This is a genomic window from Methylobacter sp. (assembly GCF_030680395.1).
GTDB lineage: Bacteria > Pseudomonadota > Gammaproteobacteria > Methylococcales > Methylomonadaceae > Methylobacter_A.
Genome location: NZ_JAUXVR010000001.1, coordinates 1 through 26,069, shown reverse-complemented (window position 1 = coordinate 26,069; position 26,069 = coordinate 1). Strand labels below are relative to the sequence as shown.

27 protein-coding genes, 1 tRNA gene and 1 pseudogene are annotated in these 26,069 nt (G+C 49.8%); 27 read left to right on the top strand and 2 right to left on the bottom strand.

Annotation, left to right across the window (positions count from 1 at the left end; all coding sequences use genetic code 11):
- Nucleotides 1-265 precede the first annotated feature (265 nt).
- From Q8L79_RS00145 to Q8L79_RS00105, 9 genes are all read left to right on the top strand, one after another.
- A complete protein-coding gene (locus Q8L79_RS00145) occupies nucleotides 266-1,126 on the top strand; it encodes a DUF2092 domain-containing protein (protein ID WP_305266957.1) in 861 nt (286 codons plus the stop codon).
- Complete coding sequence (locus Q8L79_RS00140; RefSeq protein ID WP_305266956.1) at nucleotides 1,123-1,923, top strand: hypothetical protein; 801 nt, start codon at nucleotides 1,123-1,125, stop codon at nucleotides 1,921-1,923. Before Q8L79_RS00145 ends, Q8L79_RS00140 begins: the two co-directional genes overlap by 4 nt.
- Before the next feature lie 132 nt (nucleotides 1,924-2,055).
- Nucleotides 2,056-2,538 (top strand): hypothetical protein, encoded by a 483-nt coding sequence (locus tag Q8L79_RS00135; RefSeq protein ID WP_305266955.1) that lies wholly within the window; start codon nucleotides 2,056-2,058, stop codon nucleotides 2,536-2,538.
- An 847-nt stretch (nucleotides 2,539-3,385) separates the two neighbouring features.
- Nucleotides 3,386-4,576, top strand: coding sequence for a hypothetical protein (locus tag Q8L79_RS00130; protein WP_305266954.1), 1,191 nt, complete (start codon nucleotides 3,386-3,388; stop codon nucleotides 4,574-4,576).
- Between the two features lie 158 nt (nucleotides 4,577-4,734).
- Nucleotides 4,735-5,868 (top strand): hypothetical protein, encoded by a 1,134-nt coding sequence (locus Q8L79_RS00125; RefSeq protein WP_305266953.1) that lies wholly within the window; start codon nucleotides 4,735-4,737, stop codon nucleotides 5,866-5,868.
- Nucleotides 5,869-6,284: 416 nt separating this feature from the next.
- Entirely contained in the window at nucleotides 6,285-7,376 is a 1,092-nt protein-coding gene (locus Q8L79_RS00120) for a hypothetical protein (RefSeq protein WP_305266952.1), read from the top strand.
- A 330-nt stretch (nucleotides 7,377-7,706) separates the two neighbouring features.
- On the top strand, nucleotides 7,707-7,895 hold the full coding sequence (locus tag Q8L79_RS00115; RefSeq protein WP_305266951.1) for a hypothetical protein: 189 nt from the start codon (nucleotides 7,707-7,709) through the stop codon (nucleotides 7,893-7,895).
- 160 nt (nucleotides 7,896-8,055) lie between these two features.
- Entirely contained in the window at nucleotides 8,056-8,694 is a 639-nt protein-coding gene (locus Q8L79_RS00110; protein ID WP_305266950.1) for a class I SAM-dependent methyltransferase, read from the top strand.
- Between the two features lie 258 nt (nucleotides 8,695-8,952).
- Entirely contained in the window at nucleotides 8,953-9,453 is a 501-nt protein-coding gene (locus Q8L79_RS00105; RefSeq protein ID WP_305266949.1) for a DUF2799 domain-containing protein, read from the top strand.
- A gap of 294 nt (nucleotides 9,454-9,747) precedes the next feature.
- Here Q8L79_RS00105 and Q8L79_RS00100 read toward each other — a convergent pair whose 3' ends face one another.
- On the bottom strand, nucleotides 9,748-11,157 hold the full coding sequence (locus Q8L79_RS00100) for an amino acid permease (protein ID WP_305266948.1): 1,410 nt from the start codon (nucleotides 11,155-11,157) through the stop codon (nucleotides 9,748-9,750).
- Between the two features lie 295 nt (nucleotides 11,158-11,452).
- Between Q8L79_RS00100 and Q8L79_RS00095 the strand changes: the two genes are divergently transcribed.
- The 18 genes from Q8L79_RS00095 (at nucleotide 11,453) to Q8L79_RS00010 (ending at nucleotide 25,603) form a co-directional block, all read left to right on the top strand.
- Nucleotides 11,453-12,547, top strand: coding sequence for a L,D-transpeptidase family protein (locus Q8L79_RS00095; RefSeq protein ID WP_305266946.1), 1,095 nt, complete (start codon nucleotides 11,453-11,455; stop codon nucleotides 12,545-12,547).
- Nucleotides 12,548-12,666: 119 nt separating this feature from the next.
- Nucleotides 12,667-14,250, top strand: a complete 1,584-nt coding sequence (serA, locus tag Q8L79_RS00090) for a phosphoglycerate dehydrogenase (protein WP_305266944.1) — start codon at nucleotides 12,667-12,669, stop codon at nucleotides 14,248-14,250.
- A complete protein-coding gene (locus tag Q8L79_RS00085) occupies nucleotides 14,247-14,888 on the top strand; it encodes an HAD-IB family phosphatase (RefSeq protein WP_305266942.1) in 642 nt (213 codons plus the stop codon). The genes serA and Q8L79_RS00085 overlap by 4 nt, the downstream gene beginning before the upstream one ends.
- A gap of 146 nt (nucleotides 14,889-15,034) precedes the next feature.
- The gene (locus Q8L79_RS00080; protein WP_305266941.1) at nucleotides 15,035-15,781 is read left to right on the top strand and encodes a YebC/PmpR family DNA-binding transcriptional regulator; all 747 of its coding nucleotides are present in this window, start codon (nucleotides 15,035-15,037) and stop codon (nucleotides 15,779-15,781) included.
- Nucleotides 15,782-15,794: 13 nt separating this feature from the next.
- On the top strand, nucleotides 15,795-16,295 hold the full coding sequence (gene ruvC / locus Q8L79_RS00075; protein WP_305266981.1) for a crossover junction endodeoxyribonuclease RuvC: 501 nt from the start codon (nucleotides 15,795-15,797) through the stop codon (nucleotides 16,293-16,295).
- Nucleotides 16,292-16,903, top strand: coding sequence for a Holliday junction branch migration protein RuvA (ruvA, locus tag Q8L79_RS00070; protein WP_305266939.1), 612 nt, complete (start codon nucleotides 16,292-16,294; stop codon nucleotides 16,901-16,903). The genes ruvC and ruvA overlap by 4 nt, the downstream gene beginning before the upstream one ends.
- Nucleotides 16,900-17,934: a Holliday junction branch migration DNA helicase RuvB gene (gene ruvB, locus Q8L79_RS00065; protein WP_370869840.1), complete on the top strand. Its 1,035-nt coding sequence runs from the start codon at nucleotides 16,900-16,902 to the stop codon at nucleotides 17,932-17,934. Before ruvA ends, ruvB begins: the two co-directional genes overlap by 4 nt.
- Before the next feature lie 27 nt (nucleotides 17,935-17,961).
- Nucleotides 17,962-18,378 (top strand): tol-pal system-associated acyl-CoA thioesterase, encoded by a 417-nt coding sequence (gene ybgC / locus Q8L79_RS00060; RefSeq protein WP_305266937.1) that lies wholly within the window; start codon nucleotides 17,962-17,964, stop codon nucleotides 18,376-18,378.
- Nucleotides 18,368-19,045 carry a protein TolQ gene (gene tolQ, locus Q8L79_RS00055; RefSeq protein ID WP_305266936.1) on the top strand — a complete coding sequence of 226 codons (678 nt, stop codon included), beginning with the start codon at nucleotides 18,368-18,370 and terminating at the stop codon, nucleotides 19,043-19,045. The genes ybgC and tolQ overlap by 11 nt, the downstream gene beginning before the upstream one ends.
- 11 nt (nucleotides 19,046-19,056) lie before the next feature.
- Nucleotides 19,057-19,482, top strand: coding sequence for a protein TolR (tolR, locus tag Q8L79_RS00050; RefSeq protein ID WP_305266978.1), 426 nt, complete (start codon nucleotides 19,057-19,059; stop codon nucleotides 19,480-19,482).
- A gap of 9 nt (nucleotides 19,483-19,491) precedes the next feature.
- Nucleotides 19,492-20,775, top strand: a complete 1,284-nt coding sequence (gene tolA, locus Q8L79_RS00045; RefSeq protein WP_305266934.1) for a cell envelope integrity protein TolA — start codon at nucleotides 19,492-19,494, stop codon at nucleotides 20,773-20,775.
- A 97-nt stretch (nucleotides 20,776-20,872) separates the two neighbouring features.
- Nucleotides 20,873-22,156 carry a Tol-Pal system beta propeller repeat protein TolB gene (gene tolB / locus Q8L79_RS00040; protein WP_305266932.1) on the top strand — a complete coding sequence of 428 codons (1,284 nt, stop codon included), beginning with the start codon at nucleotides 20,873-20,875 and terminating at the stop codon, nucleotides 22,154-22,156.
- 57 nt (nucleotides 22,157-22,213) lie between these two features.
- On the top strand, nucleotides 22,214-22,789 hold the full coding sequence (gene pal / locus Q8L79_RS00035; protein WP_305266930.1) for a peptidoglycan-associated lipoprotein Pal: 576 nt from the start codon (nucleotides 22,214-22,216) through the stop codon (nucleotides 22,787-22,789).
- Nucleotides 22,790-23,626, top strand: a complete 837-nt coding sequence (gene ybgF / locus Q8L79_RS00030; RefSeq protein ID WP_305266928.1) for a tol-pal system protein YbgF — start codon at nucleotides 22,790-22,792, stop codon at nucleotides 23,624-23,626.
- Nucleotides 23,627-23,628: 2 nt separating this feature from the next.
- Nucleotides 23,629-24,270 (top strand): 7-carboxy-7-deazaguanine synthase QueE, encoded by a 642-nt coding sequence (queE, locus tag Q8L79_RS00025; protein WP_305266926.1) that lies wholly within the window; start codon nucleotides 23,629-23,631, stop codon nucleotides 24,268-24,270.
- Between the two features lie 6 nt (nucleotides 24,271-24,276).
- The gene (gene queC, locus Q8L79_RS00020) at nucleotides 24,277-24,954 is read left to right on the top strand and encodes a 7-cyano-7-deazaguanine synthase QueC (RefSeq protein WP_305266924.1); all 678 of its coding nucleotides are present in this window, start codon (nucleotides 24,277-24,279) and stop codon (nucleotides 24,952-24,954) included.
- A gap of 49 nt (nucleotides 24,955-25,003) precedes the next feature.
- Nucleotides 25,004-25,079, top strand: a tRNA-Lys gene (locus tag Q8L79_RS00015).
- A 305-nt stretch (nucleotides 25,080-25,384) separates the two neighbouring features.
- The gene (locus tag Q8L79_RS00010) at nucleotides 25,385-25,603 is read left to right on the top strand and encodes a hypothetical protein (RefSeq protein ID WP_305266922.1); all 219 of its coding nucleotides are present in this window, start codon (nucleotides 25,385-25,387) and stop codon (nucleotides 25,601-25,603) included.
- A gap of 97 nt (nucleotides 25,604-25,700) precedes the next feature.
- Here the strand turns inward: Q8L79_RS00010 and Q8L79_RS00005 are convergent.
- A pseudogene (locus Q8L79_RS00005) lies at nucleotides 25,701-26,069 on the bottom strand (transposase); the annotation flags it as partial.

The following is a 26,069-nucleotide window of genomic DNA, read 5'->3' as shown; positions in this document are numbered from 1 at the left end:
GTTTCAACATAAATTTCCACAAACCCCAAAAGCGTAAAGCCTGTCCGAATTGAACCTGCCCGAGTCCGCTTGTCTATGCGAGGGGGCGAGGATACTGAGTTCAAGTTGGTTAATGTCCTGTTTTTTCGAAGCGTCTGATGAGTTTGACCTGAAATTTTTGCCCCGTCCGATCAAGCTAACTTGGCCTAAAGTCCAATATCCGCGAGTTACGAATGGCGGTAGATTAAAAATTGCATTTTGATATTTATCAAGAGGAGCGACAACCATGAAAAAATGTAATTGGAGCTTAAAACACTCTGTTTTGTGTGCAATAGCATTGTTGATCATGGTGAGCTGCGCGCAGGAACCAGCGGCAACTCGGCCACAGCCGCCAGCCGCCGTTAGCTCGGCGACGATGCCTGTGGCCGAAACGGAGCGCGACGCAAAAAAAATACTCATGAGCATGGCCGGGTTTCTGGCCAAGAGCCCGCGGTTCAGCGTGAACCTTTCAAGCAGCTATGAAGTGCTCCAGGAATCGGGCCAGAAGATCGAATTCGGCGAAAGCAGGAGGATCATCGTCAGTCGGCCCAATGGGCTGCGCGTCGAAGTGGCGCATAGCGACGGCGAAAAGCATCTTGTCCTGTACGACGGCAAGGAGATCACGACGTTTAGCCCGACACAGAACGTCTATGCACAGGTATCCAAACCCGGCGGCATCGACGAGGCGGTCACCTATTTCCTCAAGGACCTGCACATGCGGCTGCCGCTCGCCGCGCTTTTACTCAGTCGGTTACCGACCGAACTCGAACGCCGGACGCAGACGCTCGACTATGTGGAGAAAGATGTTATTCACGGGACACCGGTTCATCACCTGGCGGGACGTACCGAAACGGTTGATTATCAGGTCTGGATTCCGGCAGACGCCCAGCCGTTACCGCTCCGGATGGTGTTAACCTACAAGAACGCAGAGGGCCAGCCGTCGTTCAGGGCGCAGTTTTTCGATTGGAACCTCGCGCCCGAAATTCAGCATAACCAGTTCACGTTCACTCCGCCCGAAGGGGCACGCAAGATTGCCTTCCTCGCGCAGTTGCCGCAAATCGGGCTTGAGGGACCCGCAAAAACAGAACAATCCGGAGGACAGAAATGAATACCAAACCTTATTTTGTGGTTACGGCTATTACGGCCACAATTGTTTTACTCATAGTATCCATGGATGATGCCGTCGCCCGTGGTCGTGGGGGCGGAGGAGGTGGCGGGAGAGGCGGATTTTCACGTAGTGGCACCGCCGCAAGCGGCAGTTTTTCGTCCAGTGCGGGACGAGCCGGTTCGCTGAGCGCCGGAAGCTCGGCGGCCTCCGCATCCAGAGCTTCCAGCCGGTCGCAGACCGCTCAGACCTATTCCTCGAGCCGGGCGCAAACTGCACAGTCGGCTTCTGCAGATCGGGCGGCGACTCTGCAGAGCCGTCAGTCGACTTCGGCGGCGAATCAAGCCCAACGGCAGCAATACTCAAGTCAAAACGTCGAGGAGCGCCAAGAAGGGCGCACTGCACGGACTGGCACGCGCCAGCAAGGATCCACGGACAGGACGCAAACGAGGCAACAAACCGCGCAGCAATACCAAGGAAGAGGGTATGGTTACTATGATGATCACTATGATAATGACAACTGGGACGATGGCGAAGTCGCTGCCGTAGCAATCGGAGCCGCTGCGCTGGGCGCCATGGGAGGGTATATGGCGGGCGAGTCGTCGACGACAACCACGGTTCCATCCACGACAGTCGTTTATGCCACGCCGCCCTCGGGTTCTGCGAATCTGCCATGCAGCCCCAACACCGTTAATGTCAGTGGCGTGAATTATTATCAGTGCGGATCTACCTGGTATACCGAGGCATACGGTAATACAGGCGTCGTTTATACGCCGGTACCTGCACCGGCAGGATATTAGCGAGGTAACGGCGCCGGCAGTTGCAATATCGATTCCAAAGGCCGCGATGAGGGCTACCATCGTGGCCGGCGCTGTTGAGGAGGGAAATAAACTTAAACCATAATTAATAACTTGAAAAATAGGAGAATAACTATGAAAAACAGATATTTATCGTTCACAATAGGCTCGGGCCTCCTGATATTGGCGGCCACATTTTCATCAGGTGTTTCGGCGCTTACGATAACGCCCATGCAGGGGCAAACTCCGGATCAGATCCAAAGGGATCAGGCTGATTGCACGTCAATCGCACAACAGTCTGCCGGTTCGCAAACCCAGCCCGCCACACCGCCAACCGGTGGACGGGCGCGTGGCGCGGCAGTGGGCGCGATGGCAGGCGCGGCCAAGGCCGAGGCGAAAGGGCGACAATACGGTGCCTACGGCAATGTGAACGAAGACGTTAAGCAAGAGTACCGTCAAAACGAAGCCAAATCCTCCGCAAAGGCCGGTGCCGCTGTCGGCGCTGCCAAACAAAGGCAGCAACGTCGAGAGGACTCTCAACAGGGCGCTACTTCGTCTCAAGCAGTTGATCAGGCTTATAGTTCATGCTTGATGGGGCGGGGTTACAGCGTGCAATGATAGGGCTGCGAGAGCTTTAAGCCGGGCGGGGCTGAAACTCCATCCGGTATTTTGCTTTTACTGATGCTAATCTCCAAAATTGCCGCTGTTATCGAGTTGATACGCCCTATCGGCTATGCATCGGCTCAAAAACCGCTCGCCGGATTTAACAGAGCGCAGATCATGGTCCGGCTATTCTTTGTTCCGCTTCTGACGTTTTCATAGATTTCGGTGACGACTTATGGCGGGAGATTAGAAGTAAGGAGCAAGATAATCGAACCCTCCACATGACTCTCTTGGTTTTCGAAAATGATCTTTGTTCGTACAAATAATGGATGAGAGACACGCTATGATTTCAATGCACCAGAACCGGCTCGTTGCTCCGGAAAGGCATGGACTAGGACTGATGAAGATGTCATCGACTCGACGCTCGGTTTCATAAGTAATAGGGATTCATACTTATTAAGTATTCACGAAGATACAAGGATAATGAACAGAAATTTGCACGGAATGGGGCAAATACTGTGGGTATATGTCGTAACTCCATTTACACCTGCCACTTAGCCCGCAAGGATAATCTCGAATGAAACTATTTGAAAAATTAAGGCAGGAGTTTCTGCTCATGTTGCCGCCAACGATCGTTTTTTCTTCGCCTTTATGTTGCTTGTAATCACCCTGCGTTTGATTCAATGCGAAACAGGCATCAGGTCATGATTGATCAATTACAACTTTACGGACATGGAAAAAATGCGAGCTTTATTGAATTCTTATATCGACACCAAGTTGCAACAGATCGGCCCGGATTGTCAGATATCCCTGCAGGTCACTGTTCTCGGAATTATCCCGACTTTTTGACATTAAAAATCCTATGAACTATTCAGCTGACAAAAATAAGTCCGATGACTTCTCCCTGGTATTGGGTGGTCCGCTGTTTCAGCTTTTTATCCGTGCGGGGCTGACCACCGATACGCTGGGTTTGGTCAAGCGCCGATTGATTTTCTTTTCCCTGTTAACCTGGTTGCCGTTGCTGCTGCTTGCGGCATTGTCCGGCGAGGCGCTGGGCGGCGCTATTAAAGTCCCTTTTATTTATGACGTGGATGTGCATGTCCGCTTTCTGCTGGCCTTGCCATTGTTGTTGGTCGCGGAACTCGTGGTCCATCAGCGGATCAGACTGACCGTCCGGCAATTTATCGAGCGCGGAATCGTTGCCGCCCGATCCCTCCCGGAATTCGAAGCTCTTATCGGCTCTGCGATGCGTTTGCGCAATTCGGTGGCGATCGAGGTATTGCTGATTGTCCTGGTATTGACGGCTACGCATTACCTCTGGTCAAGTCGGATGGCGCTGGAATCGGACACCTGGTATGCGGCCATTGTGGATGGGCATCGGCAATATTCACTGGCAGGGTATTGGTACGCCTTTGTCAGCATTCCGATTTATCAATTCCTTGCTTATCGGTGGGTTTTTCGCATTTTCATCTGGGCGCGGTTTCTGTGGCAGGTTTCCCGACTGGACCTGCATCTCGTGCCGACGCATCCCGACCGCGCTGCGGGACTCGGTTTTCTCGGGGGAAGTGCGGCTGCATTTATGCCGTTACTGCTGTCTCAAGGTGTTTTGCTGGCAGGCATGATAGCCAACCATATTTTCTATGAGGGCAAAACACTAATGGACTTTAAACCGGAGATCGTAGCCGCCGTGGTTTTTTTCTTGCTGCTCGTGCTCGGACCTTTGTGCGTGTTCGCCCCCCGTCTGGCGCAAGCGAGACGGCAGGGGTTGCTTGAGTACGGCGCACTGGCGAACCGCTACGTGCGTGAATTTGACGATAAATGGCTGCGCGGCGGAGTCCCGCTGGATGAACCACTGGTCGGCAGCGGCGATATTCAATCCTTGAACGACATGGCGGGCAGCTTTGAGGTAGTGCAGACGATGCGACCGTTTCCGTTCAGTAAAACCGCTGTGCTGCAAACTGCCATTGCAGTCCTGGCGCCGTTGCTGCCGCTGACATTGACGCTGATTTCACTGGAAGATCTGATTAAACGCTTGGTAGGGATTTTATTATGATCCGGGAAAAGAGATTGAAGTATTCACAGGTAAATACGGCAATAGAGGGGCGATTGGAAGTTTATCTCGAGCGTTGAGGACAGGGCGGGCAATGAATGATGCTCTATTAAAGATAACAAAGAACAGGATCAGCAACTCGGAAGTTGGAGAGCACTAACATGGCTTGGTTTGACAGTCTTTTAAAACGTCTGAAATATCGGGAGGCAACCCTTGCTTGGACTGCACTAGGCCGTCTGTCCCTGTTGGCGAGCATCGCGCTCAGTCTGCCGGGATGTGCGAGCTTTGGTCCCTCGAGCGTGGATCGCGACCGCTTCGATTACATCAACGCGATCGCGAGTTCCTGGAAACAGCAAACCTTGCTCAATATCGTCAAGATGCGCTACGCCGATACGCCGGTGTTCCTGGAAGTGGGACAAATTATCAGCGGCTACCAGTTACAGGGGGCCGTGACAGTGTCGGGAACGCTCAATAGCGCAAGCGCAGTAGGCGATATAGTGAACCTGGGGTCCGCGGCAACTTACACCGATCGCCCGACGATCACCTACACGCCGCTAACGGGCGCCCATTTTATTCAGGTGTTGATGACGCCTATCCCGCCTCCGGCCCTGTTCAGGCTCATCGAGCAAGGCTGGCCTGTAGACATGCTCCTTCAGGTCGGGGTGCAAAGCATCAACGGGATATCGAACCACAAAGGCGGAGCACGAGGCAGTGCGATGGACCCCGATTTCGCCGCGCTGTTGGCAGCTTTCCAGCGTCTCCAGGCTTCGGGTGCGCTCGGGTTGAGGGTGGAAGTGTCCCCGGAGACGAAGCAGGAGGGTACGGTCATGGTAATCAGTCGGAAGGATCTTCCTCCAGAGGTCGAGGCCGATAGGAAACTGGTCAGGAAACTGTTGGGCCTGCGGACCGATGTGCAGGAGTTCAAGGTTGTCTACGGCTCGGTGCCTGAAAAAGATGACGTAGTTGCTGTGCAGACCCGGTCCGGGTTACAAATCTTGAATCTATTGGGTTCCACTGTCGAAGTGCCGCCCGAGCACATTGCGGAACTGCGCACTTACCCGACGTTTCAGGAATCGGAAGGAGCCCGGTCGCTGCCGCCTTTGATCAGGGTTCATGCGGATAATTTGCTGCCTGATAATGCCTTCGCTGCGGTCAAATATCGCGACTACTGGTATTGGATCGACGACCGCGACTTCAGGTCAAAGGGCGTCTTTTCGTTCCTGATGATCATCATGACGCTGGCGGAGAAAGGGGAGAAGGTCCAACCGCCGGTTGTTACGATCCAGGGGAATTGAGTAATAAGCCAACGAATGCCCGGAATTGTCGGATTGCCGGTTGTTTGGCAATCCAACAGCGCTGTCGTAAATCAGAAATGTCCTAAGGAGCCGATACCTTCATGCGAGCAGTGCATCAACCATCCTGTCAGGGTGCCCAAAGACGGGCGCCCAAAGTCATTCTGCTACTCGCCTTGGCCTGTGGTGCGAGCGGTTGCAATTTACTCAAAAGTACCCTGGAGATGCCTGAAAAGGGTATCCGCTCCCTATTTTCGCTCAACCAGGAAAACGGCGTGCCCGATCCCGTCGAACTGCAATCCCAATTGCTCCGCTTTGCTGACAATTCTATCGAAACGCTCAATCGCGCCATCGGCAGGTTGCAGCGAGAAGATGAAAAGGGCACCCGAATGCGCACCCTGCTGAGGCGCCGCATCACCATGACCAACGATATATTGGCCGTCGCCACCGGGGCCAACACTTATGCCAATCTCCTCGATATGGCCATCCTCGCCAGCTTGAACCGGATGAATGTCGAGGATTATTGGATACCCAAGTACTACGGCGAATCGGCTAAACCTTATCTGCTTGCCTCTCAACATGTAGAGAAAGAGATTTGGCAGATCGCCGCGACAACGCTAAAAAAAGAACAGATTTCGGAACTGCGCGCCGCCATCAAAACCTGGCACGAGCAACACCCAACTGTGCGTTCACCCAGTGATCTCGGATCGTTTGACTTTGCGTCCGAAGTCGCACAGATTAGCCGCAGTTCCGGGCCTGGGATAACCAGCAGTGTTTTCAATCTGCTCGCCATCGACCCCTTAGCGGGACTCGACCCGGCCACGCGCGAACTGGCCAACACCCGGCTGTTCGCGGAACGCGGCTTGTTCCTTGCCCGGCACATGCCGACCCTGATCCGCTGGGAAACCGAGTTGTTGACCATAAATGCGGCGGAAATGCCTCAGATGGAAAAGCTGCTGGCCAACATCACGCAACTGTCCGAATCGGCAGATCGGTTCAGCCAGACAGCGGAGCACCTGCCGGAATTCATCAGCGCCGAGCGCCAACAGATCGTCCAAGCCCTGGAAGCCCAACAGCCGGGACTCACCAGCTTGGCCGCACAGACCGAGAAAGCGCTGGACGCAGGCACGCAGATGTCCAATGCGTCCACCGTCACCTTAACGTCTTTTCAAGATGTGCTGCGGCAACTCCAAGCCAGTCCATCGGACCCCAACGCCGAGCCTTTCCGCATCAACGATTACACTGCCGCCGCAGCGCAGATCAACGCCGCCGCGCAAGACTTGGCGAAATTGCTGCAAGCTTTCGACCAGACTCTGGCTCCCGGTAAGCTTGACGGACTCTCAGCCCGATTGGACGCGGTGCTCCGTCAAACCCAGGCCGGCGGCAAGGAATTAGTGGACTATACGTTCAGGCAAACCTTGTTTCTGGGTTTGATACTGATGGGTTCGGCTTGCGGGATGGGGTTGGCTTCCGCTGTTGTTTTTTGGAGGCTGAAGAAGAAACTTGCTTAAGCCATATTGGTCAATGGCAGCAAAGCATAAGCCCTTCCTGTTCATCCTATTCCAACTGACTGGCGCGCCACATTAAGGGATTTATCGGTTATTTACGGATAAGCTCTAAAATTCAAATTTTATGTCCATTAAGAGCAGTCTCAACAAGCTTATAAACGAAAACAAATGTTACGACGAACTCAGGTAGAAACGCTCGCCCTACAGTATATGTTGCCCACACTGTACGTCCGATAAAATTAATAAGCGCGGCAAGAATCACCGGCGCAATCATGTTGCCGCTACCTGCAAAAAATGTGGTAAGCGGTTTGATGACTGACGGGAAAACTATTCATGGGGCGCCATCAGCCGTTATCGATCTGGTTTGCCTCTCTGTGCCTGATAAGCCTGAACATATCGAACCGGCAGATTGCCGAAGAATTAGGCTCGAATGAACGCGATGCTCAGGCCATGGCGGAGTTGTTTCGCGAAGGCATCTTCAAACGCCGACCCAAAGCGCGAATGAAAGGGGGGCGAATGTGATGAAGTTTATGGGGTTGCTGGACACAAGGGTAAATCTGACAAGATCCAGGAACGGGTACTTGCCGTCATCGACTCAAAAGCGCGGGGCCGTGGTATGCTTGAGAAAGAAAAGCCCCCGATCTTAAGCATGATTAAGCGTGGCGGCGAAGTGCGGATTATTATGCTGGAAGAAGAATTAGATCAAATCGAAACGCTTACTCTGAGCCACTATAACCAGAATGCAGAAGCGTTTTGGAATGGAACGAAAGACCACGATGTGGTTCAGAATTATGAGGCATTTTTAGCACCGTTTCCAAAAGACAAAAACCTGGATATTTTAGATTTTGGATGTGGGCCGGGAAGAGATGTTAAGTATTTTCAAGCATTGGGCCACAGGCCGGTGGGCCTGGATGGCAGTGAAATATTCTGCAGTATGGCTCGCAGTTATACCGGTTGTCAGATTCTTCACCAGAAGTTTCTTAGCCTGAAATTGCCCAAGCACGGTTTCGACGGCATCTTCGCCAATGCCTCCCTGTTTCATGTTCCCAGTCAGGAACTGCCACGAGTGCTTAATCACTTAAATACTGCATTAAGGCCAGGCGGTGTTTTATTTTTATCTAATCCTCGTGGCAATGGCGAGGGCTGGTCAGGACAACGATATGGGCATTATATGCAAATTGATTCCAGCAAGACGTTTATGGAGGCGGCAGGATTTCAAGTGATCGATTATTACTACCGGCCAATAGGCAAACCTGACCATGAGCAACCCTGGTTAGCGATTGTGGCAATTAAGCCGCCCTGTTCATTGACTCGGTATTAGCGTGGAAAATTTGCCAGCTTTACCATAAAAAATCGTCTACACTTTCCAGCTGGAAATTACTACTTTACTATTTTTATTTAATGAATTTATTTTCTTTAGCTAGAAAAACCAGTGCCGACGACTGGAAAAAACTAAAAGCTGTTTTGCAAGCTGAGCAACCCGTCGTCGAGCTAAACCATGAAAACTGAGGAAGGGAGAGGTCAATTGCATCGTTTAACAGGATTTCTTTGTGTAATTTTTCTATCAGGTTGCGCAACTTTGAGCCAGGAAGACTGTCGTCGTGGCGATTGGTTTGGACTGGGTGTTCGTGATGGACTCGCCGGTGAAACCGGTAGCCGACTGTCAGATCACGTAAAAGCCTGTTATGAATATGGCATTGCAATAAACAATGAGGCGTATTTTGCCGGTCGCGAACAAGGATTGCGCGATTACTGCCGAATTGATAATGCCTTCAGCGTAGGATTAAATGGGCATCAGTACCAGCATGTCTGTCCGCCCTCCATAGATGGCTTATTTGGGCGCTATCATTCAGCTGCCTTTACCATCTACGAACACCGCGCTGAACTGGACGGGCTTGATCGGGAAATCTCCAGCAAAGAAAGCAGTTTGCACGACAAAAAATTAAGCGATAAGGACCGCGGGCGGATTCGTTCCGATCTGCGGGACTTGGACCACCGATACCATCATCTTCGCGATGATCTTTACTACCGCGAACGGCAGCTTGATGATTTGCGCCGCGAAGCCCAGGTTTATCGTTGAGGGTGTTAAATATTTGCTTGTAATAGTCTCACTGAGACATTCAGTAAGCAGTTGCCGTTTCCGACAACTACTTTTTCCTGGTTACTTGCCTTTGCGTTGCTGCATCGTCAAGGAAATGGCAGTTTTTTGGCTTTTATCTGCCATTAACTTGAAGTTCTTTATCGTCTTTTATGGCCGAATACGGTAATACAATCTATTATTTTCCGTCCACGGCTTAGAGGTTGTGGATAGGGTGCGCTACGCCTACCAGTGAATGAGCGTCACTCACAGCGTACCCTATCAAGCCAAGTCAGCTTAATCCGTCGTCGCCAACTTACTATGCTGCACAGAGTAAGAAAAATACACAATCAAGCCAATAACCAGCCAGATCACGAAGCGCAGCCATGTTAGCGAGGGCAAAAATGCCATCAATGCGGTGCAGGACAACATGCCCAGCACGGGAAATAACGGACTGAACGGTGAACGGAACGGGCGTTTCATGTCCGGTTTGGTGATGCGCAGCACCAATACGCCTAAGCACACAAGCACAAACGCGGCCAGAGTGCCGATGTTGACCAGTTCAGCCAGATCGCCGAGCGGTATGAAGCCCGCGGCTATCGCCATGATGATGCCGCACAGTACGATGACGCGCACCGGGGTTTGGGTTTTTGGGTTCACTTCGCTAAAGAAGGGTGAGAGCAGGCCGTCGCGGGACATCGCGAAGATGATCCGGGTCAGTCCGTAATACAGCACCAGCATGACGGTGGTAAGACCTGCAATAACGCCGGTTGAGATCAGCGCCGACGCCCAGTTGTAACCGAGCAGATTCAGGGCGTGAGCGACAGGCGAGGATACGTTCAGCTCGGTGTAGTTGACGACACCGGTCAGCAGGCCGGATACCAGGATGTAGATGACAGTGCAAAAACCCAGCGAGGTGACGATACCAAAAGGCAGGTCGCGTTGCGGATTACTGGCTTCCTCGGCGGCGGTGGATACGGCATCGAAGCCGACGTAGGCGAAAAATACCAGTGATGCGCCGGCCAGAACGCCGGTGGTTTTGCCGTCAGGCAGGGTTTGAAACCAGCCGAATGGCATGAACGGATGCCAGTTTTCCGGGTGGACGTTGAATGCGGCAACGGCAATGAAGACAGTGATGGTCAACAGCTTGACAAACACCATCGCGTTGTTGACTTTGGCGCTGTGTTTTACGCCCATGATCAACAGCATCATCAGTATCAGAATAATGGCGGATGCGGGCAGGTTAATCAGGCCACCGAGTTTGGGGGATTTGGTCAGCATTTCCGGCAACGGTATGCCGATGGCGGTCAGTGCGTTATTGAAATAGCCTGACCAGCCGTTGGCGACGGTCGCTACGGCAAGACTGTATTCCAGCAGCAAGTCCCAGCCGATAATAAAGGCGAATATCTCGCCGAAAGCCACATAGCTGTAGCCATAGGCGCTGCCGCAGCCGCCGACCGAGGCGGATAATTCGGCATAAGACAAGGCGGCGAAAGCGCAGGCGAATCCGGCGATGACAAATGACAGCATCACGGCAGGTCCGGATTGAGTGGCGGCGGCGACTCCGGTCAGCACGAAGATACCGGTGCCGATAATTGCGCCTATGCCGAGAAAGGCCAGATCCCATTTAGACAGGCAACGCTTGAGGCCGCTGCCTGCGTCATCATCGGAAGTAACGTGTTTGCTGCGAAAAATTTGAATGGACATCTGGAGCTCTTGTTATTTAGTTGAAAGTAGATGGTGTAGGTAAAGTGTTGTATTGGCTGGATTATAGGGGCAATAGCGATAATCCCCAAAACAAGTCCATGAAATCAGCAAAATTATGCGTGTGTCGGCCTTGCATGATAATATAAGCGGTTTTTTTAGGTAGGCAGATCTTGAGTAATTACCTGGGGATTGCCTGTAGATGGGGATAAATCCGCAGCTACAACTGGCAAACAACGTTGGTTGCTGAAGAGAGTTATTATTTTTTTATATTGTGTTTTCTGAGAAACTTATCGCAATGAACATTCGCGCACTACTTGCTTTTACACTCTTACTGTCCGTCATTGGCGGCCATGCAAACGCTACGACCTATGCAATGCCTGAAAACAGCAGTGATAGCGTAATCACTCAATATCCTGATGGTATGGCTTTAACTCGCGCAGACCAGAACGAAACCTTATTGGATGTGGCGCGCCGCTTTCTTCTGGGGCAAACAGAAATAGTCAGGTTGAATCCGGACGTGGATCGCTGGCTGGTTAAAAAAGGCGAGATTGTTCGCTTATCCAATAGACGTATTTTGCCGGATTCGCCTCGTAATGGAATTACTCTAAATATCTCCGAATACCGCATGTATTATTACCCGCCGACTAAAAAGGGTCAGGCGCCTCAGCAGGTTATGTCTTATGCGCACGGTGTTGGCAGGCAGGATTGGAAGACGCCGTTGGGTAAAACCAAAGTCGCGCGAAAAATCATGAATCCTGCATGGCATCCGCCCGAGTCAATAAGACGCGAACATGCGGCGAATGGCGACCCTCTGCCTCTTGTTGTTCCGCCGGGGCCGCATAATCCTCTGGGCACACGCGCACTGCATCTGGCTTTGCCTGGAGAATACCGGATACACGGTACCGATATTGATAAAATTCATGGCATAGGCATGCAGATAACGCATGGCTGCGTTCGCATGTATCCTGAAGATGTTGAGGCGTTATATGACATGGTTTCAGTCGGAACGCCGGTTTATATTGTTAAACAGCCTATCAAGGTTGGTTGGCTGAACAATGTTCTTTATGTGGAAGCGCATCCTGATCTGGAAGGTGAAGAAACAACATTGGATCAGCGCTTTGCCGTGGCGCTAGGATTAATCCAAAAAGCCAATAATATCGGCAGGGATCGTGAGTATGCGGGAGTTGATGCGGCGCAGGAAGTGCCTGATTTCGACCAGCAAGTTTTAAACAAAGTACTTAAGGAGCAGAGTGGAGAACCTATAGCGATCTATGAACGCTTACCGCCACTGGAGGACATGTCATCTTCCATGCCGACGGACTTGTCGACATCTGTACCCGCAAAACCGGCGCGCCAAGCCTCTCCAGATGGTTATTTTCATGGAAACTAAGCCATAGAATTATCTGGGAGATTGTAAAAAGCCATTTATAACCGCAGGGTACAAGTGCCCTGCGAGTAAACCTGTTAAACTACATGTTTTTAACGCATAGCCTTTTCCGGTACATTCCTTTGAAAAAAATCCTTATTTCCGACAAATTAGCAGAAGCGGGTATCAATTATTTAAATGATCAGCCCGGCATACAAATACATATTGAAACGGGGCTTAATGAGGATCAGCTTTGCAATCTCATCGGTGATTACGATGCGTTGTTGATTCGTAGCGACACACAGGTAACAAAAAAGGTTTTGCAGGCGGCAAAGAACCTTAAGCTGATAGGTCGCGCCGGTATCGGTGTCGATAATGTCGATATACCCGCAGCAACGGAGCTGGGGATCATTGTCATGAATACGCCGGATGCCAATGCGACCACGACTGCCGAATTGGCCATTGCGCACATGATGTCGCTGAGTCGGCATTTGCCGACCGCAGACCGCTCGGTTCGCGCCGGAAAATGGGAACGCTCCAAGTTGATGGGTTCGGAAATCGCTCATAAAACACTGGCTGTACTCGGTTTCGGTACCATCGGGCGGATCGTCGCACAGCGCGGTTTTGGCTTAAAAATGCAGGTGATTGCCTATGATCCATTTGTTGCTCCTGAAATATTTGAAGATCTGGGTGTTGAATCGGTCAGTCTGGACGAGCTGGTAAGCAGGGCGGATTATTTGACCTTGCATTGCCCATTGATTGAAAAAACCCGCAATGTTATCGGCAGCGCTCAGCTGGCGATGATGAAAAAAGAGACGATGATTATCAATTGCGCCAGAGGCGGTTTGATTGACGAGACGGCACTGTATGATGCCTTGAAAAACGGCCGAATAGCTGGTGCGGCACTTGATGTTTACGAAAATGAACCACCTGCCGATTCGCCGCTGCTGGAGCTGGATAATATCGTTTTTACCCCGCATTTGGGCGCATCAACCAGTGAAGCGCAAGTGGCGGTGAGCGTTGAAATTGCCCGGCAGGCGGTCACGTTTTTAAAGACCGGGGAAGCTGTTAACGCCTTGAATCTGCCCCGAGTGTCTGCGGAAGAGTTGAAAAAATCCCATGAATTTATGACGCTGGCCAATATCTTGGGCAAAGTGTTAGTTGGCCTGGCGACCAAGCCGATAGAAAAAATAGAAGTGGCGTTAATGGGTCGGGCTGCGGAAGTTGAGGTGCGGCCGGTTTCAGTCGCTACCCTGATCGGTGTGTTAAGCGGGCAATTTTCTACACCGGTAAACCGGGTTAATGCCGAAAATATTGCCAAACGTCAGGGTATTGCTCTGGTCGAATCGAAAACCGAAGAAACCCAGGATTATTTATCGCTGATCCGGGTTACCGGGCATTGTGCGGATCATACAATTACGCTGGCGGGAACCTTGTTGGGCGGATGTCATCCGCGTTTGGTTTGCATCGACCAGTTTGATATTGAAGTGGTGCCGGTAGGAACATTATTAGTGACACAGCATGACGACAAGCCGGGCGTTATATCGGCAATCAGCAGTGTGCTGGGTAATGCGGACATCAATATCACCAGAATGCAGGTAGGTACAGCTGATGTGCTGCAGCGGGCGATGGCGGTTATCAGCGTTTCCGAACCTTTAACCGACGATTTGTTGCAGCAACTCTGTCATATCCCCGCCGTGTATAAGGCTATCCAGATCAACTTATGAGTTTTGATGTCATCTGCTTCGATTGTGACAGCACGTTAAGCAAAATAGAAGGCATAGACGAACTCGCCGGACGTGTCGGTTTGGGCGAGGAAATGTCCAGACTGACCGATGCGGCGATGAATGGCGAGGTGTTGCTGGAAGCGGTTTATGAGAGACGTTTATCGTTGATCAGGCCGGATCGGGACAGCATCAACTGGCTGGCCGATTTGTATATCGAACAGATAGTCGATGGCGTTAAAGACGTGTTTGAAGCTTTAACAGCTCCGGACAAGGAACTGCATATTATTAGCGGCGGAATCCGTCAGGCTATTTTGCCGCTGGCAAGGTATTTAGGTTTGCCTGAGGCCCAGGTTCACGCCGTCGATATTTATTTCAATGAGGATGGCAGTTATCGCGATTATGATCAGGAATCGCCGTTGGCCAGATCGGGCGGGAAAGCCGAGATTTGCAGGCGGTTGCTTAAGTCGCAAGGTTCGCTGGTCATGATAGGCGACGGCAAAACCGACATGGAAGCCAAACAGGCCGGAGCCTTTGTGATTGGCTTTGGCGGCGTGGTCGACCGACCGGTTGTCCGTGAGCAAGCCGATTTTTACAGCGCCGAACCGAGCTTGGTTTCTATATTGGCGCATATTTTATAAGCTTGGTAGTTATTTAGCGGATAAAAAGGCAAGGACGAAAGGCAAAAAATCTTCGCCCTTTGCCTTTCGTCTTGTGCCTATAAAATCCTTTTTCCGGTTGCTGAGTAATTGCGAATTCACATTTAACTATTTTTAAGAGAGAGACAATGGCTGGGCATAGTAAATGGGCTAATATCAAGCATCGCAAAGCTGGGCAGGATGCCAAACGTGGAAAAATTTTCACTAAAATGTTGCGGGAAATTACGGTGGCGGTAAAAACCAGCGGGCCGGATGCGGCGAGCAACCCGGCCTTACGCACTGCGGTAGATAAAGCTTTGGGTGCGAATATGCGCCGCGATACTATCGATACCGCGATCAAAAAAGCGTCCGGCGCGCTGGAAGGCGTTAATTACGAAGTCGTTCGCTATGAAGGCTACGGCCCCGGCGGTACAGCGGTTATGGTTGATTGTTTAACCGATAACCGTAACCGTACTGTCGGTGAAGTCCGCCATGCTTTTTCCAAGGCGGGCGGCAACTTGGGTACGGACGGTTCTGTTGCCTACATGTTCAGTAAGATCGGTATTCTCAGTTATGCGCCTTCCGTTGATGAAGATGCGCTGATGGAGGCCGCTTTGGAAGCCGGGGCGGAAGATGTCATCGTCAATGACGACGGCTCGGTTGATGTGATGACCACGCCGGAAAGTTATCTGGAAGTCAAAGACGCCTTGGTTGCCGCAGGCTTTGAGCCGGATAATGCCGAAGTCACGATGCAGGCGGCAACGATGACCGAACTGGATGCCGAGGGCGCCGAAAAAATGATGCGCTTGATAGACCGGTTGGAAGATCTGGATGACGTGCAGAATGTCTATTCCAACGCGGATATCAGCGACGAAATTATGGAAGGCCTGGATTGATAGTTTACCGTAGCTGATGCGAATTTTAGGGATAGATCCGGGATCGAGAATAACCGGTTACGGCATTATAGAAGACTCGTCGCGCGGTTATAAATACATAGCCAGCGGTAGTATTCATATTAAAGCCGATTATTTTCCCGACCGGCTCAAACAAATATTTGACGGTATTCTGGACGTTGTCGAACGCTATCAACCTGAACAAATGGCCATAGAACAGGTGTTTATGCATAAAAATGCCGACTCCGCGCTTAAACTGGGTCAGGCTAGAGGCGCGGCAATTTGTGCGTTCCAGACCACCGGTTTGCCGGTGTTTGAATATGCTGCCAGGCAAGTCAAACAGGCCGTAGTGGGAAAAGGCAGCGCCGAAAAAACTCAGGTTCAGCACATGGTGAAAATTCTGTTAAATATTCAAGGCGAGTTACAAATCGATGCCAGCGATGCGTTGGGTATCAGTATTTGTCATGCCCATTATCAGCAAACTGCACAGCGTTTACAGCAGGGCTTGTTGCGGTGATCGGTTTTCTGCGCGGCAAACTGGCGCATAAATCGCCGCCATTTTTAATGCTTGATGTGAACGGTATCGGCTATGAAGTTGAGGCGCCGATGACGACTTTTTATAATCTGCCTGCCATCGGTGCAGAGGTAGTATTGCATACTCATCTGGTGGTTCGGGAAGATGCACATATTTTATTCGGGTTTTCTACTGAAGCGGATCGCTCGATGTTTAGAACCCTGATCAAGGTCAATGGTGTCGGACCTAAGCTGGCTTTGACGATTTTATCGGGCCAGAGCGCTGAAGAATTTCATCGCTGCATACATAATAATGATACGCAAGCATTGGTGCGCTTGCCGGGAGTAGGTAAAAAGACGGCCGAACGCCTGGTTATCGAAATGCGCGACAGGTTGCCGGATCTGGCTAATTCATCCGATTCAGCCGACTTATCAGTGACTGGCGTCGATAAAGTCCGCCCACTCAATAATCCCAAACAGGAAGCTATCAGTGCTTTGTGTTCACTCGGCTATAAGCCGCTGGATGCCGGTAAGATGGTGCAAAATATCAGCGCTGAAGGTAAAAGTTGTGAAGACATTATCAGGCTTGCGCTACAGGGTACGATAAGATGATTGAAAGCGATCGCATGGTTACCGCTCATAGTCACTCGGATGAAGAGCGTCAGGATCGGGCTATTCGACCCAAACGCTTGGCCGATTATATCGGCCAAAAAGAATTGCGCGAGCAAATGGAGATTTTTATTCAGGCGGCAACGGCGCGGCAAGAAGCGTTGGATCATGTGTTGATTTTCGGCCCTCCCGGTTTGGGCAAAACCACGCTGGCTAATATCATAGCGGCCGAAATGTGTGTTAAAATTCGCCAAACATCGGGCCCTGTGCTTGATAAAGCCGGTGATCTTGCGGCATTGTTGACCAATCTTGAACCCCATGATGTGTTGTTTATCGATGAAATTCATCGCTTGAGTCCGGCGGTTGAAGAGATTTTGTATCCGGCTATGGAAGATTATCAGCTTGATCTCATGATTGGCGAAGGTCCCGCCGCGCGCTCCATCAAGCTGGATTTGCCGCCCTTCACCTTGGTTGGCGCGACTACCCGTGCCGGATTGCTGACCTCGCCGTTGCGAGATCGCTTTGGCATTGTTCAGCGATTGGAGTTTTACACAGTTGATGAGCTGGCGAGTATCGTGGCGCGTTCAGCTAATGTGTTGGGTATCGCGATGGAGCAGCGCGGCGCTTATGAAATAGCCCGTCGTTCTCGCGGCACCCCCCGAATTGCCAATAGATTGTTACGTAGGGTGCGGGATTTTGCGGAAGTAAAAGGCAATGGCACGATTACTGAAGAACTGTCCTTTCAGGCATTGGAAATGTTGAAAGTCGATAATAACGGTTTTGATTCATTAGACCGCAAACTGCTGTTAACCATGATTGAAAGCTTTGCCGGAGGGCCGGTAGGGTTGGATACGCTGGCCGCTGCTATCAGTGAAGAGCGGGGCACTATTGAAGACGTAGTGGAGCCGTATTTGCTGCAACAGGGGTTTATTATGCGTACCCCCCGTGGCCGTGTGGTCACCCAGAATGCTTATTTGCATTTTGGCTTGCAGCCTCCAAAGCAATTGGGAGTGTCTGAAGATTTGTTTGAATAATCAGACGCAAGATATGCTAAACAGTATATGAGAGATTTTGTCTGGCCGGTACGCGTTTATTACGAAGATACCGATGCAGGTGGGGTGGTGTTTTATGCCAATTATCTGAAGTTTTTCGAGCGGGCCAGAACCGAAATGCTCAGGGCAATGGGTTATGAGCAGGACGAACTGATCGCTAATGAAAGTATTATTTTTGTTGTGCGTTCCGTGCAGATCGATTATTTGAGTCCGGCCCGGTTCAATGAACAATTACAAGTTAGTGCGAAGGTGAGTCTCGCTAAAAAAGCCAGTCTTACTTTTGAACAAGTCATTACCCGAGGTGATGATGTTTTATGCAAGGGCAGTGTTCGAATTGCCTGTTTGGATGCACAAACCATGCGTCCTAAAGCTATTCCAGAAACCTTATTTAGAGCAATTTTAGAGCACACAAGAAATGAATACTGATTTATCGATTTTCCATTTAGTTAAAGAAGCCAGCTTTGTTGTTCAATTCGTCATGTTGATATTATTATCGGCATCGGTGTCATCGTGGACATTTATTTTTACCAAGCGCAAAGAACTCAATCGGGCAGTTGAAATCACTGACGAATTTGAAGAACAGTTTTGGTCTGGTGTGGTATTGGCGGAGCTTTATAGAAAGTTGGCAGCAAAAGATTTTGAGCCGGAAGGCATAGAAAAAATATTTCTTGCCGGATACAAAGAGTTCTCCCGGATGCGGCAAGCCGGCAATGTAGAACCCGGTGTGCAGGTGGAAAGTGCGCAACGCGTTATGCGAATTGAATTATCGCGTGAATTGGAACGGCTCGATGAGCATTTAGCATTTCTTGCCACGGTCGGTTCGATCAGTCCCTACATCGGTTTATTCGGTACGGTATGGGGCATCATGAATTCCTTTATGTCGTTGGGTAATGTCAAACAGGCGACTTTGGCGCAAGTCGCACCGGGTATTGCCGAAGCATTGATTGCAACAGCCATTGGCCTGTTTGCCGCGATTCCCGCCGTTATTTCGTATAACCGCTTTTCCACTCGGCTGGACAGATTGACCGGTCGATATGAGTTATTTGTTGAAGAGTTCGTCGTATTGTTGCAAAGGCAGGCACACCAAAAATGAGCGCGCCACAAATGGGTAGAAAAAACGGGCGCCGAAAGCCCATGGCAGAGATCAATGTAGTTCCTTACATTGACGTGACTTTAGTGCTGTTGATTATTTTCATGATCACCACGCCAATGTTACAGACAGGGGTGCAAGTCGAGCTTCCGCAAGCCGAATCCGCAACCGTGGAATCGGAAGGTGATAATTTGCCGGTTGTTGTGTCGATTAACGAACAGAGCCAATATTTTATTACCATTGATGATAAAGAGCCTGAGCTGGTACAGCCGGAAGAAATCGAAGGCCGGGTGATGGCGGTATTAAGCCAGAAACCGAAAACCCAAGTTCTGATCGGGGCTTATAAGGGCATTGATTATGGTGTCGTGGTTACGTTGATGGCGGGATTAAAAAATGCCGGGGTGTCCAGAGTAGGCTTAATGACCAAGTCGGGCGAATAATAGATTTCAATGGATAGTAATAAAAAGAAATTTTCATGGCCAATCATTCTGGCTCTGGCTTTGCATCTTACGATTCTAGGCCTGTTTGCCTTAAGTGCTTTATTAAAACCAGATAAAACGGAATCGGAATCCGCGCCGGAAATTATTCATGCTGAAATTGTCGATGAAAGTCAGGTTAAGAACCCCGCCGAGGTAACCGCAGAGCCTGTAAAGGCGACTGAAAATCCTGTTGAAGAGAAAATAAAACCGGAAACGGAAACTAATCAGGAAGCCGAGCGGGCAACTCAGCAGGCGAAAGCAGAAAAAGCCAAGGCCGAAGCCGCCAAAGCGAAAGCCGAAGCTGCCGAGCAAGCCAAGGCTGAAGCAAAGCAGGCTGAAGCCGCCAAAGCGAAAGCCGAAGCTATCGAGCAAGCCAAGGCCGAAGCAAAGCAGGCCGAAGCCGTCAAAGCGAAAGCCGAGACAGCCGAGCAAGCCAAGGCCGAAGCAAAACAGGCCGAAGCCGCCAAAGCGAAAGCCGAGGCCGTCGCACAAGCCAAGGCCGAAGCAAAACAGGCCGAAGCCGCCAAAGCGAAAGCCGAGGCCGCCGAGCAAGCCAAGGCTGAAGCAAAACAGGCCGAAGCCGCCAAAGCGAAAGCCGAGGCCGCCGAGCAAGCCAAGGCCGAAGCAAAGCAGGCCGAAGCCGCCAAAGCGAAAGCCGAGGCCGTCGCACAAGCCAAGGCCGAAGCAAAGCAGGCCGAAGCCGCCAAAGCGAAAGCCGAGGCCGCCGCACAAGCCAAGGCCGCCGCAAAACAGGCTGAAGCCGCTAAAGCGAAAGCGGCAGCAGAACAAGCGGAAGCGGCTAAAGCAAAAGCTGCAGCAGAAAAAGCGAAAGCCGAAGCTGCTGCACAAGCCAAGGTCGAAGCAGAGCGAGCTGAAGCCGCTAGAGCAAAAGCAGAAACAGAAAGGGCCGAGGCAGCAAGGATGGAAGCAGAGCAGGCGAGAATGGATGCAGAACAAGATCAATTAGCGATAAAAACAGCCGCCGCAGCCATTCGGCAAAAAGTAGCCCAGAGCTGGATTAGACCGGTTTCTTCCACAGAAGGTTTAAAGTGTACAATTCAGGTCAGATTGATGTCCGATGGTACTGTGATAGATGCCGTGGTGGTTACTTCCAGCGGTGATGCGATTTTTGACCGCTCAGCGGAAAATGCCGTTCATAAAGCATCGCCGCTTCCAGTACCTAAAGATAAGGAGCTGTCTGCTAAAGAATTTAAGACATTTAAGTTTTTGTTTGATCCAGACCGTTCCAGGTAATCAGAAACAAGGTATTATTATCACAAAAATGTCGTTGATGAGTATTAACGTCAATCATTTAATGGTCTTTTTTCAGTTAAATTACTGAGGTGAACAAGTGAGTTTTTTTAGAAAAATTTTGTTGATTGGTCTGGTTAGTTTCTATGTGCCAAGTAGTTATGCAGAACTGACGATTGAAATTACCGAAGGTATTGAGAGTGCATTGCCTATTTCAGTAGTTCCTTTTGGTATGCAAGGGGCATCCGGCGTCCCGGTTGATGTTAGTTTTGTCGTTGATGCAGATTTGGGTCGTAGCGGATATTTTAAAACGCTGGATAAGCAAAGTATGCCGGCTAAACCGAGTACTGCAGAGGCTGTTCAGTTTAAGGACTGGCAGGCTTTAGGCCAGAACTATCTGGTTATCGGCCAGGTGATTGAAGATCATGGTCAGTATAATGTTCAGTTTCAGTTGTTTGACGTCTATAAGGGCGAACAACTGATGGGCTACCGGATGACATCATCAGCAGCCGAGTTGCGCAGAACAGCTCACCATATCAGTGATCTTATCTTTGAGAAGTTAACCGGTAAGAAAGGTGTTTTCAGCGGTCGGATTGCTTACATTACCAGCAGCAGGCAGGGCAAGCAAAGTAACCATAAGCTGCAAGTTTCAGATGCCGATGGCTTTAATGCGCAAACAATAGCCTCATCTGTGGAACCCTTGATGTCTCCAGCGTGGTCGCCTGATGGTAGAAAAATAGCCTACGTGTCATTTGAGAAAAAATCAGCCGCAATTTATATCCAGACCTTGGCTACCGGAGAGAGAGCGAGAGTTGCCGAATTCCCCGGTATCAATGGCGCGCCTTCCTGGTCGCCCGATGGAGCAAAGTTGGCTTTGACGTTATCTAAAGATGGCAATCCCGATATTTTTATCTTAAATCTGATGACGCGCTCTTTAACTAAATTGACTAAAAGTTTTGCAATTGATACCGAGCCAACTTGGTCTCCTGACGGCAGCAGTATTGTTTTTACCTCGGATCGGGGAGGAAAGCCACAGTTGTATATTATGTCAAGCCAAGGTGGAGACGAAAAAAGGCTGACATTCTCAGGAAATTATAATGCCAGAGCCAGTTTTTCACCGGACGGCAAAAGCATAGCCATGGTACACGGGAACGGCAGCGATTATCGTATTGCCGTTATGGATATGGCAACCAAGTCGGTTAATGTGATTACTGATGGTCGATCGGATGAATCCCCAAGTTTCGCGCCGAATGGCAGTATGATTTTGTATGCTTCGCGAAAAGGCAATGCAGGTTACTTATCGGCCGTATCATTGGATGGTAAAATGCAACAGAAGCTGGTGTTTGATAGCAGTGAAATCCGCGAACCGGCATGGTCACCCTAGGTCGGTTGGGCACAACACGATTTTTTGAATTAATAGATTACTTTTTGGAAATTAAAAATGAAATTGAATAAAACAGTATTGGCATTGGCAATAAGCGCGGTAATTTTATCGGGTTGTAGTGAAGATGAACAAGATGCAAGTCTTACTGACGGTACTCAAAATACTGCCAGTGGTATTAACGATGCCTCAACCAGTGGTTTAAATAATGGATCAGGCTTATCCGGGTCGGAAATGAATGCTTCGGGAATGTACCCCAATGCCGGAATAGGTCCTGAATTCAGTGATCCGAACAACCCGCTGTCAAAAAGTACTATCTATTTTATGTTGGACAGCAGCCAGGTTCAGGATGATTTTGTTCCGGTTATTGCCGCTCATGCACAATATCTGGTGGCACATCCTGATCAACGTGTCGTTATGGAAGGTCATGGCGATGAGCGCGGCTCTCGTGAGTACAATATTGCATTGGGTGAGCAACGCGCAAAATCCATAGTCAGTATGATGAGAGTTCAAGGCGTTACTGACGGTCAGCTACAAGTCGTTAGCTACGGCGAAGAAAAGCCTGCGTCATTAGGGCATGATGAAGCGTCCTGGGAGCTTAATCGTCGCGTTGAGATAGTTTATCAAGGTAAATAAATGAAAGCTCGACTTGTCATGTTGCTGTGTGTCTGCAGCTCTGTCCATGCGGAATCTTTGCCGCCGGTTATTGATAACTCAATGTATCCAGCAGGTGAGGTCAGTGTTGCAAAGCCTTCGTCGGCTAATGCCCTGTATGAGATGATGGGACGGATTGAGCAGTTACAATCTGAAGTGCAACAACTGACAGGCAAGGTAGAAGAGCAGACAAATCTTATTGCCGAGATGAAAAAGTCTCAAAGTACAATGTATTCTGATTTTGATGAGCGGATGCAGAGTCTTGAGAAAAAAACTGAAGGTGTTAAATCGTCGGCTACTGAAAGTCCCCCAGCGCAAGAGAGTTCAGCTGGATCCGAAGCTAAGGTGGTCGAGCCTCCGGTTGCGGATTCGTCCGCAGTTCCAGAGGTTAAGCAGGCTCCCGTACAAAAACAGGGTGCAGTGCAAACATCAGGCGATGAAAAACAGCAATATCAACAAGCATATGAAGCATTAAGAAACGGCCATACCGCGCATGCAATTACTGAATTCAATGCATTGCTGGGTAAAAATCCAAAGGGTGAGTATGCGAATAATGCCCAATATTGGCTAGGTGAGGCCTACAGGGTTAACCAGGATATTGAGTCAGCGCGTAAAGCTTTTAATGGCGTGATTGAGAATTATCCGGAGAGCTCAAAAGTGCCGGATGCTTTATTAAAACTGGGTTCTATCGAGGTTGAGCAGAAAAACGCAGTAAAGGCGCGTGAATATTTAACGCGCGTTACTGCAGATTTTCCCGGTTCGACAGCGGCCCGTTTGGCGACGAAGAAGTTACTGTTACTTGATGATGTTAAACAATAGTTGTGAGTTTATTACGCATAACTGAAATTTTTTATTCGTTACAGGGTGAGTCGAATACGGTAGGTCTACCCACCGTATTTATTCGACTCACCGGCTGTCCATTAAGATGCGTTTATTGCGATACGGCCTATGCTTTCACTGGCGGTGAAAAAATAGGAATTGATGCAATCATTGCGCAAGCTGAACAGTACGGAACTCAGTATATTACTGTAACCGGTGGCGAACCTTTGGCGCAGCCGGGCTGTCTTGAGTTAATGACTAGGCTACTCGATAAAGGCTATATTGTTTCGCTTGAAACCAGTGGTGCGCTTGATGTGTCGGAAGTCGATCAGCGCGTTATTAAAGTCATGGACTTTAAAACGCCCAGCTCGGGGGAATTAAGCAGAAACCGGTATCAAAATATCGAATACCTAACCCCAAAAGACCAAGTTAAGTTCGTTATCGGTAACGGCGAAGACTACGACTGGTCAAAATCCGTTTTAACAGAATATGATTTGCCTAATCTTTGTGAAATATTGTTTTCACCGGTGATGGGTCAGCAAAACCCAACCGAGCTTGCCGAAAAAATTCTAAAGGACAGGTTACCTGTTCGTTTTCAACTTCAACTACATAAAATACTTTGGGATGACGCCCAAGGTAAGTAAACCGACATGCAGAAAAAAGCCATAATACTTCTATCCGGCGGATTAGATTCAATTACCGTACTTGCTCTTGCAAAAAAGCAGGGATTCAAATGTTATGCCTTAAGCTTTGATTACGGTCAGCGGCATAATGCCGAGCTCATCGCGGCTGCGCAGATAGCCGCAGATTATCAAGTTGAAGATCATAAAATCATCAAGCTTGGCTTAAGTTCGATTGGCGGTTCTGCGCTGACCGATGAGCACATTGCCGTGCCTCACACGCCACAGGAAGGGATACCGGTAACCTATGTGCCGGCAAGAAACACCATTTTCCTGTCCTTTGCATTAGGTTGGGCGGAAGTTTTAAATCTAACGGACATTTTTATTGGTGTTAATGCCGTAGATTATTCCGGTTACCCTGATTGCAGGCCTGAATTTATCAAAGCATTTCAGCAATTAGCGAACCTTGCGACTAAGGCTGGTGTAGAAGGTGAGCATTTCACGATACATACCCCACTGATCGCTCTGAGCAAGGCAGAAATCATTAAGCAGGGCATTGAATTGGGCGTCGATTACCGGCACACGGTCTCCTGTTATTCTGCTGATGAGCAGGGGCGCGCATGCCGAGTATGTGATGCTTGTCGTCTGAGAGCGGCTGGATTTATGGGTGCGGGAATAAAAGATCCAACGCAATATCAATCAATCTAAAAAAAAGTTGCCATAATCAGATTAATCAGTATAATAGGCAATCTTTGTTGGGTCGTTAGCTCAGCCGGTAGAGCACCGCACTTTTAATGCGATGGTCGCGCGTTCGAATCGCGCACGACCCACCACCAAAGAACCTTGTTAATCAAGGAGTTAAACAGATTGCCCGTCGAGTTGAAGCAATGTAAAACGCAGTTAGGCGCAAATTTAGGCGCACTTCTGCATAATTGCTCAATGAGGTGGCGTAATGAACCAGCAAGATCCAATCCAAAGCAGTCCAATTCTGGGCTGACAATCAATTAGTCGTTTCCGGCAATCATTGCCGATTAATCGACAACTATACTCCAAAAAATCTATTTCAATTTGATGCCGGTTTGGTATCTCATGCCATTGAAAAATTTTATCCGCTCTTGCGTTTCGGGAGGGGTGCATAATGGCTTACATTCGCCCTTTAGCAAACGGAAACTTCCGCGCCGATGTTCGCATGAAAAGCATTGTCAAAAACAAAACCTTCTCTTCCGAATCAATTGCCCAAGCCTGGGCGGAAAAAATCGAACATAGTATAAAAACCATTCCGTACATGGATCAGGCGCAATTGTTGGCACTATCTGAGGCCGATATTGATAGCATTGCATACTCTGGCCCAACCTGAACAGTCATTCTGACATCGGCGCGGAAGTTTCCGTTTGCTAAAGGGCGAATGTAAGCCATTATGCACCCCTCCCGAAACGCAAGAGCGGATAAAATTTTTCAATTTCACGGCGTAGACGCTCTTTGTCCGGTATCCGCTGCGACAGGCAGCTGTTCGACAAGACGGCCAATTCGATTTCGGCGATGTTCAACCAGCTGCCGTGCTTGGGCGTGTAGTGGAACTCCAGTTTGCGTGCCAAAGTTCGCGCTTGCTCGGCGGGGAAAGCCTCATACAAGGACGCCACTTTATGGGTATTGAGGTTATCCAGCACCACACGGATCACGGAGGCTTCAGGATAGAGTTCGGCCACATGTTTCATGCTGTGGGCGAAGTCGATTTTGGTGCGCCGATCGGTGACGTCCACTTGGCGGAATCCCTGTTTGGGCTCGCAGATCATCATCAAATCGCATACCCCTTTGCGTTCGTA